Origin of the sequence: Synechococcus sp. RedBA-s (assembly GCF_024345495.1) — a bacterium.
Lineage (GTDB): Bacteria > Cyanobacteriota > Cyanobacteriia > PCC-6307 > Cyanobiaceae > Regnicoccus_A.
This window is the reverse complement of record NZ_JAGQBF010000057.1, coordinates 1-7356: the sequence shown is the minus strand read 5'-3', so window position 1 is coordinate 7356 and position 7356 is coordinate 1. Positions and strand designations below refer to the sequence as shown.

7 protein-coding genes are annotated in these 7356 nt (G+C 69.7%); 3 read left to right on the top strand and 4 right to left on the bottom strand.

All coding sequences use genetic code 11. The features are described 5' to 3' along the window. Positions 1 to 67: 67 nt before the first annotated feature. Positions 68 to 1063, bottom strand: coding sequence for a ribose-phosphate pyrophosphokinase (locus tag KBY67_RS14480; RefSeq protein WP_255111790.1), 996 nt, complete (start codon positions 1061 to 1063; stop codon positions 68 to 70). 108 nt (positions 1064 to 1171) lie between these two features. Here KBY67_RS14480 and KBY67_RS14475 point away from each other — a divergent pair, with 108 nt between their 5' ends. Beyond that, entirely contained in the window at positions 1172 to 1702 is a 531-nt protein-coding gene (locus KBY67_RS14475; RefSeq protein ID WP_255111789.1) for a hypothetical protein, read from the top strand. Between the two features lie 4 nt (positions 1703 to 1706). Here the strand turns inward: KBY67_RS14475 and KBY67_RS14470 are convergent, their stop codons facing one another. Next, a complete protein-coding gene (locus KBY67_RS14470) occupies positions 1707 to 2771 on the bottom strand; it encodes an LCP family protein (protein WP_255111788.1) in 1065 nt (354 codons plus the stop codon). 121 nt (positions 2772 to 2892) lie between these two features. Here KBY67_RS14470 and KBY67_RS14465 point away from each other — a divergent pair, with 121 nt between their 5' ends. Beyond that, positions 2893 to 4077 (top strand): Coenzyme F420 hydrogenase/dehydrogenase, beta subunit C-terminal domain, encoded by a 1185-nt coding sequence (locus KBY67_RS14465; RefSeq protein WP_255111791.1) that lies wholly within the window; start codon positions 2893 to 2895, stop codon positions 4075 to 4077. Continuing rightward, positions 4077 to 5681 carry a 4-alpha-glucanotransferase gene (malQ, locus tag KBY67_RS14460; protein WP_255111787.1) on the top strand — a complete coding sequence of 535 codons (1605 nt, stop codon included), beginning with the start codon at positions 4077 to 4079 and terminating at the stop codon, positions 5679 to 5681. Before KBY67_RS14465 ends, malQ begins: the two co-directional genes overlap by 1 nt. Here malQ and KBY67_RS14455 read toward each other — a convergent pair. Together KBY67_RS14455 and KBY67_RS14450 are read right to left on the bottom strand one after the other, a co-directional pair. Next, positions 5627 to 6475, bottom strand: a complete 849-nt coding sequence (locus KBY67_RS14455) for a RodZ family helix-turn-helix domain-containing protein (RefSeq protein WP_255111786.1) — start codon at positions 6473 to 6475, stop codon at positions 5627 to 5629. The genes malQ and KBY67_RS14455 overlap by 55 nt on opposite strands. A 116-nt stretch (positions 6476 to 6591) precedes the next feature. Further along, a complete protein-coding gene (locus KBY67_RS14450; protein WP_255111785.1) occupies positions 6592 to 7317 on the bottom strand; it encodes a pseudouridine synthase in 726 nt (241 codons plus the stop codon). Positions 7318 to 7356: the final 39 nt, after the last annotated feature.

The following is a 7356-nucleotide window of genomic DNA, read 5'->3' as shown; positions in this document are numbered from 1 at the left end:
GGCAAGAGGATGGGGGGCGTGGGCGAGGGGACAGGGGCTGGTGGCAGGGCTTAGCGGAGCCTCTGGCTCAGCGAAACATCGAACTCACCGAGCTCTCTTCGTGGATGCGCCAGATGGCTTCGCCAAGCATTTTGGCCACGGACAGCACCTTCAGCTGGGGGAAGCTGCGCTCGTCGCTGATCGGGATGCTGTTGGTCACCAGCACTTCCTCCAGCAGTCCAGGCTCCGAGAGGCGCTCGATCGCCGGCGGTGAGAAGACCGCATGGGTGGCGCAGGCCAGCACCCGCCGGGCCCCCTTGCGCCGCAGCAGGCGTGCCCCCTGACAGATGGTGCCGCCGGTGTCGATCATGTCGTCGATCAGCACTGCCGTCTTGCCATCCACATCGCCGATCACCGTGAGGCTTTCGGCCACGTTGTGATCCGATCGGCGCTTGTCGATGATCGCCAGGGGGGCATCGTGCATGCGCTTGGCGAAGGCCCGCGCCCGCGCCACACCGCCCACGTCGGGGGAGACCACCACCATCTCGCCCAGGTCGCGGGCGGAGAGGTAGTCGACCAGCACCGGTGAGCCGTAGATGTGATCGCAGGGGATGTCGAAATAGCCCTGGATCTGCGAGGAGTGCAGGTCCATCGCCAGCACCCGGTCGACGCCCGACTGGGCCAGCAGGTTGGCCACCAGCTTGGCGGTGATCGACTCCCGCCCGGCGGTCTTCCGGTCGGCGCGGGCATAGCCGTAGTAGGGGATCACCGCCGTGATCTGGCGGGCGGAGGCCCTGCGGCAGGCGTCCACCATGATCAGCAGCTCCATCAGATGATCGTTCACCGGGGCGCAGGTGGGCTGGATCAAAAAGACATCGCAGCCACGGATCGACTCCTGGATCTGGATGTAGAGCTCGCCGTCGGCGAAGCGCTTGATCACCCGTGGACCATCGGGCACGCCGAGGTAGCTGGCGATTTCGTGGGCCAGGGCGGGGTTGGAGGTGCCGCTGAACAGGCGCAGACGGCGGGTGTCATGGGGCTTGCTGTCCTGCTCCAACCGTTCAGCAGTCAAAAAACTGGTCACGGCGGGCGTGAGCGAGCAGGACTGGAGCCTGATGGTAGAAGCCTCCCGGCCCAATGAAGGCAAACAATGATGAAGGCAGCGGGGACATCCCCCATCGCCACAGCCTCCATGCCGCTGCTGCGGCTGGTGCTGGTGGGGGCCGCGGCGGCAGCCGACGCCACTGGGGTGGAGGAAGCCGCCGGCCTGCTGGCGGACCTGATCGGGGTGTGCGCCCTGCCGCCGCTGCTGGCGGCCACGGATCAGCCGGGGCAAGCGGGGGTGGACACCTTGATGGCCCAGTTGATCGGTCGTGATGGCGCCTGGCTGGTGCCGCTGCCTCAGGATCCCGGTCGCTTGCAGCCCTGGGGGGGACGCTGGTCGGAGCTGCTGGGGGCCTGGCGCCAGCCGACCGCGCTGCTGATCGAGGCCCACCAGGCGGATGGAGGCCTGCCCGCGGCCAGCACGGCCCTGTTGCAGCACTGCGGCGTGCCCCTGCTGGGCCTGATCCAGTGGGGGGGGCGCTTCGATGCCCAGGCCCGCCGCCGGGATGGACTCCCCTGGCTGGGGGCGCTGGCTCAGGCCGACAGCACTGACGCCAACGCGGTTCTGAGCGTGAGCCTGAGGCAGCGTTGGGTTCAGTTCGCCGCTGAGGCGCGATAGCCGCTCAGGGCTTCGCCGGCGGCCACAGCGGCGTGGGGGCTTTGGCACTGATCTGGCGCAGGGTCTGCTCCGGCTTGGCCGGGGGCTCCAGCGGAATCTGGCTGTAGCGAACCGGCTTGTCCTGGCGCAGGCCCGCCGTGATCAGGCTGAGGGCTTCCTCCTGGCTGAGGTTGGTGTCCAGTTGGGAGGTGAGCCGCTGCCAGCGCTCCGGCAACTGGGCCCATTGCTCCGGGCGCACCAGCTCGCTCAGCAACTGCGTGATCACCTGCTGCTGCCGCATCCGCCGTCCGGCCTCTCCCTGGACCTTGTCGACATAGCGCACCAGCTGCTCCACCTGGGCCCCCTTAAGCCGCTGCAGCCCGCCCTGGAGATCGATGCTGTACGCCTGACTCTTGTCCTTGTAGGTCAGGGGCTGATCCAGGTTCACCTCCAGTCCCCCCAGGCCATCCACCAACTCGCGCAGGGCGGAGCGCGGCAGCACCACATAGCGCTCGGGCTGGCCGGGATCAAGGCCCACCAGTTCGGCCACCGCGCCCGCACTCAGGGCTGGGCCTCCTTGCTTGAACAGGGATCCCAGTGGTTGGACGGTTTTCTGTCCGGGCACCTTCACCGCCAGTTCGTTGGGGATGGCGAGGATTTGCAGAGGGCCGCCGGGCTCGACCCGAAACAGCAGCAGAGTGTCGCTGTTGGGGGCACCGGCCGGGGCTGCGCCGTTACTGGCGGCGGCGAGGCGATCGGCGTCGCTGCCGATCAGCAACACGGTGATGGGCCGCGAGGGCGGACTGGCCAGGGGAGCGGCCTCGCCGTTCTGCTCCTCAGTGCTCAAGCCCTGATCCTGCAGCGGCCAGAGCCGGTTGATCAGGCCCACCGAGGCCACCAGCCCCAGGGCCCCCAGGCCCAGCGCCGCCAGCAGCACCCAGGGTGGCTTTCGCCGTGGCCTGGCCGGGGATGCTGAGGGGGACCGGTGGGGCTCCTGCCGCTTCTCGTCTGTCCTGGGCTTGCCTGCCACGACCGGATGGAACTGAGGAATCGGCTTACTTTGACGCAGCTTCACCAGGGCCGGCGCCATGGCCGATAGGTTGAGGCTCCCCACATCCCGTCGGGATTCAGCATTGAGCGCCGCTTCCCGTTCAGGCCCCGCCGCCGCCGCCGTTGCCGCTGCCGCCGCTGCTGCTGCTGCCGGACAGCCACTGGCTCCCCATCAACGGGCCCGCCCCCTGGCCAAGGGCAGCACCAAGCCGGCCCGGGATCTCTGCAGCGAGTGCGGGCTCTGCGACACGGGCTGGGTGGCCTACGTGCGCGACGCCTGCGCCTTCCTCACCCAGGGCTTCGATCGGATGGAGGAGCGGGCCCACGGCCGCAGACGCGACCTGGCCAACGACGACGAGCTTTATTTCGGTGTGCACCAACGCATGCTCACCGCCCGCCTCCAGGCTCCGATCGAGGGGGCCCAGTGGACCGGAATCGTCAGTCGTATCGGTGTGCTCGCCCTCGAGAGCGGCTTGGTGGACGCGGTGCTGTGCGTGCAGCAGAGCCCGGACGACCGCTTCACCCCGGTGCCGGTTCTGGCGCGAACCCCCGCTGAGGTGCTGGCCGCCCGGGTGAACAAGCCCACCCTCTCCCCCAACCTGGAGGTGCTGCAGCAGCTGCCCGGCAGTGGCATCCGCCGGCTGCTGGCGATCGGGGTGGGCTGCCAGATCCAGGCCCTGCGGGCCGTGCAGGCCACCCTTCCGCTGGACGAGCTCTACGTGCTGGGCATGCCCTGCGTCGACAACGTCAGCCGCAGCGGGCTGCAGACCTTTCTGGAGAGCGCCAGCCGCTCAGCGGACACGGTGGTGCATTACGAGTTCATGCAGGACTTCCGCATCCATTTCCGCCACAGCGACGGCAGCGAGGAAACCGTGCCGTTCTTCGGGCTCGACACCCCTCAGCTCAAGGACGTCTTTGCCCCCAGCTGCCTGAGCTGCTTCGACTACACCAACGCCGGCGCCGATCTGGTGGTGGGCTACATGGGGGCCAGCTTCGGTCGTCAGTGGCTGGTGGTGCGCAACCCCAGGGGGCAGCAACTGCTGGATCTGGTGGAAGCCGAGCTCGACACCGCTCCTGTCACCAGCCAGGGGGACCGCCGTGCCGCCGTTCAGCAGGGGATTGAGGCCTATGACAAGGCCGTGAAGCTGCCTCTCTGGCTGGCGGAACTGGTGGGTTTCTTCGTCAAGCGCTTCGGTCCCAAGGGGCTGGAATACGGTCGCTTCTCGATCGATTCCCACTTCACCCGCAACGCCATCTGGGTGCGGCGGCACCACCCCGATCAGGCGGACCGCCACATCCCGGCCTTCGCCAAGGCCATCATCAGCCGATATCGCTTGCCCGATTGATGCCCGTGCCCTCCGGCCCCGACCCCGGGCCCTCCAGCCGGCAGTGCGGTGTGCTGCTCCATCCCACCGCCTTGCCGGACACACCGGGCTGTGGAACCTTCGGTCTGGCGGCTCGGCTTTGGATCGACCAGCTGGCCGCCGCCGGTATCACCGCCTGGCAGTTGCTGCCCCTGGCCCCCACTGACGGCACCGGCTCCCCCTACAGCTCCCCCAGCGGCTTCGCCCTCAATCCCTGGTTCCTTGATGTCGATGCGCTGGTGGCGGAGGGGTTCCTCGACGCCGCCGCTGCCGAGGGGCTGCCCGGCGGCAGTCTCGAGCGGCTTGACCTGGAGGCGGCCCGGCTGCGGGCCGTGGCCCTGGGGGCGTGCCTGCTGGAGCGCTGGCCGGCCCAGAGCCGGGAGCACCAGCAGGCCTTCAGCCGCTGGCGGCGCCAGGAGGACGACTGGCTGGCTGATCACTGTCGCTTCATGGTGCTGCGGGAGCGCCACGGCCAGCAGCCCTGGTGGACCTGGCCAAGGCCCCTGGCGCGACGAGGCCGCCTGGCCCTGCGCCAGCTGGATCTGGACGCCGCCGCGACACTGCTGCAGGAGGCCCTGGTGCAGTGGCAATTGCAACGGCAGTGGCAGCAGCTGCGCCAGCACGCCAGCAGCTGTGGCGTGCGTCTGATCGGCGATCTGCCCTTTTATGTGGCCCACGACAGCGCCGATGTCTGGGCGAACCGCCGCCTGTTTTCCGTGCGCGCCGATGGCTCGCTCAGCGAGCAGAGCGGCGTGCCCCCCGATTACTTCTCCGACACCGGCCAGCTCTGGGGCACCCCGGTCTACCGCTGGAGCCTGCACCGGCTCACCGGCTTCCGCTGGTGGATGCGCCGGCTGGATCGCCAGTTGCGACTGCTCGACCTGCTGCGGCTCGACCATTTCCGCGCCCTGGAGTCGTACTGGAGCGTGGCGGGCCAGGCCGAAACGGCCCAGGAGGGCCGCTGGAAGCCGTCACCGGGGGTGGCCCTGCTCGCCAGCCTGGAGAGCCGCTGGCAGCGGCAGCAGCAAGGTAACCACAGCAGCGCCGGCACTTCCGCCCCCGTTTTGCCTCTGATTGCCGAAGACCTGGGGGTGATCACCCCGGAGGTGGAGGCCCTGCGGGATCGTTTCGGCCTGCCGGGGATGAAGATCCTTCAGTTCGCCTTTGATGGCAACGCCGACAACCCCTACCTGCCGGCCAACTACCAAGGCGACCACTGGGTGGTGTACACCGGCACCCACGACAACGCCACCTGCGTGGGCTGGTGGCAGCAGCTGCAGGAGGACCAGCGGCGCCAGGTGGGGGAATTGGTGGGACACACCATCGACGCACCGGGCTGGCAACTGCTGGAGCTGGCGCTGGGCTCCTCGGCCCAGCTGGCGGTGGTGCCCCTGCAGGACCTGCTCCACCTCGATGACCAGGCCCGCTTCAATACCCCCGGCACCGCTTCAGGCAACTGGACCTGGCGGCTGGGCCAACCGATCGCCAGCCTCCAGGAGCCGCTGGGGGGCCTCCAGGGGCTGGCGCAGCGCTACGGGCGCACAGGCAGCGGCGTTGCCGAGGTGGTGGTGGGCGGCAGCCGGTAACGGCCAGCAGCGCCCGGCTCAGGTGCCAGGGGTTGGCCGTCCCAGAGCACGGCGCCCTGGGGTGGCACAGGGTTCAGGGTCAGGCGCAGGGGAGGCCGCAGCTGCAGCACCAGCTCGCCTGTGGCCCCGTTGAGCTCGGTTTTCACCCCCGTTTCACTGCCGAGGCTGATCCGGGTGGGTTGCCCCAGCCGTAGTTGCAGCACCCCAGCGGCAGGCCTGCGCTCGAGGCCGCCCTCCAGCAGCCGTTGCCTGGCCACTCCCTCGGCGGCCCGCTGCAGGGGCCTGAGGTCTGGATAGGCCCGCAGCAGCTCGGCGTTGGGATCCGGCGCCCGTTGCTCCGAGGCCGACAGGGGCGGGATCGGGCGCAGGATCAGCAGGTTCTCCGCAGCCAGTTGCCTCTGTTGCAGGTTGACGCCATAGATCAGAGCCAGAGTCAGTCCCCCGTAGATCACGGTCCCCTGCCAGGTGGTGAAGACATCGATCGAGCCGGGAGTGAAGCGGGCCAGCAGGGCCTGGCGCCCCGACACGTTGTGCTGGGTGCGCTCGGGCCGATCCGGCAGGGCGCCGTTGAGGGCGCCGGCGGGAAGATCCAGGTGCTGCACCAGCAGCGGCAGCATGGTTCGCAGGTAGGCCGGCTCCGGCAGCCGATCGCGCCATCCCCGCTCCAGTGCTTCCAGCACCGGGGTGCTCACCCGCGTCTCGATCGCCAGCTGGCGCAGGCTCAGGCCCCGGGCCTCCCGCTGCTGGCGCAGCTGCCGCCCGGCGTTGAGCAGGGGATCCTCGTGGGCTTCCACCGGCTGGCTGGGGGCGGCTGTCCGCCAGGGCCACCACCGCCTCAGGCGGGTTGGCATGGCCGTGGGAATCCTGGAGGGCGGCATCGATCAGGTCAGTGGTGCGATCGGAGGGCGGTTCAGGTCCGCGCGTCGAGATCGCTCCATTCTTGGGGGACGAGGTGGCGCCAGCGTCCCTCGGGCAGCTCACCGAGGCGCAGGGGGCCGATCGCCACCCGCTGCAGATCCCTGACCGGATGGCCCAGCAGCTCAGCGGTGCGCCGGATCTGCCTGTTCCTGCCCTCGCCCATCTCCAGTTCCAGCAAGGTGCCCCGTGTTCCCCGCGCCAGCTCCCGCACCCCCACCGGCTGACTGGGCTGCCCGTCGAGGGGAACACCGCGGCGCCACTGCTCCAGCGCCTCGGGCGCGGGCTCGCCGGCCACCCACACCCGGTAGTGCTTGCGATGGCCGAAGCGGGGGTGGGTGAGGCGCAGGGTGAGCGCGCCGTCGTTGCTCAGCAGCAGCGCCCCTCGACTGGCGCCATCCAGGCGCCCCACCGGATGCAGGCCCGTGGCTTCGCTCAGTTCCGGCGGCAGCAGATCCAGCACCGTGGTGCGTCCCTCGGGATCGTGGCAACTGCAGATCACACCGCGGGGCTTGTTGAGCAGCACGGTGATGGCCGGGGCCGCCGCAGCCACCGGCCTGCCATCCAGTTCGAGCCGGTCGCTGGAGAGATCCGCCTGGTCCCCCAGCTGTGCCACGGCTCCGTTCAAGGTCACCCGGCCCTGCTGGATCAGCTCCTCGGCCCGGCGGCGGGAGCAGAGCCCAGCGCTGGCCAAGAGTTTCTGGAGTCGTTGCGCCGACATGGCTGGGGGCTGCGCTCGGGGTTGGAGTGGGGAGGGGGC

Excerpts from the sequence above, each read along its gene's own strand:
- KBY67_RS14470 (WP_255111788.1), bottom strand. The coding sequence starts at position 2,771 with ATGGCGCCGGCCCTGGTGAAGCTGCGTCAAAGTAAGCCGATTCCTCAG.
- KBY67_RS14450 (WP_255111785.1), bottom strand. The coding sequence starts at position 7,317 with ATGTCGGCGCAACGACTCCAGAAACTCTTGGCCAGCGCTGGGCTCTGC.
- malQ (WP_255111787.1), top strand. The coding sequence starts at position 4,077 with ATGCCCGTGCCCTCCGGCCCCGACCCCGGGCCCTCCAGCCGGCAGTGC.
- KBY67_RS14475 (WP_255111789.1), top strand. The coding sequence starts at position 1,172 with ATGCCGCTGCTGCGGCTGGTGCTGGTGGGGGCCGCGGCGGCAGCCGAC.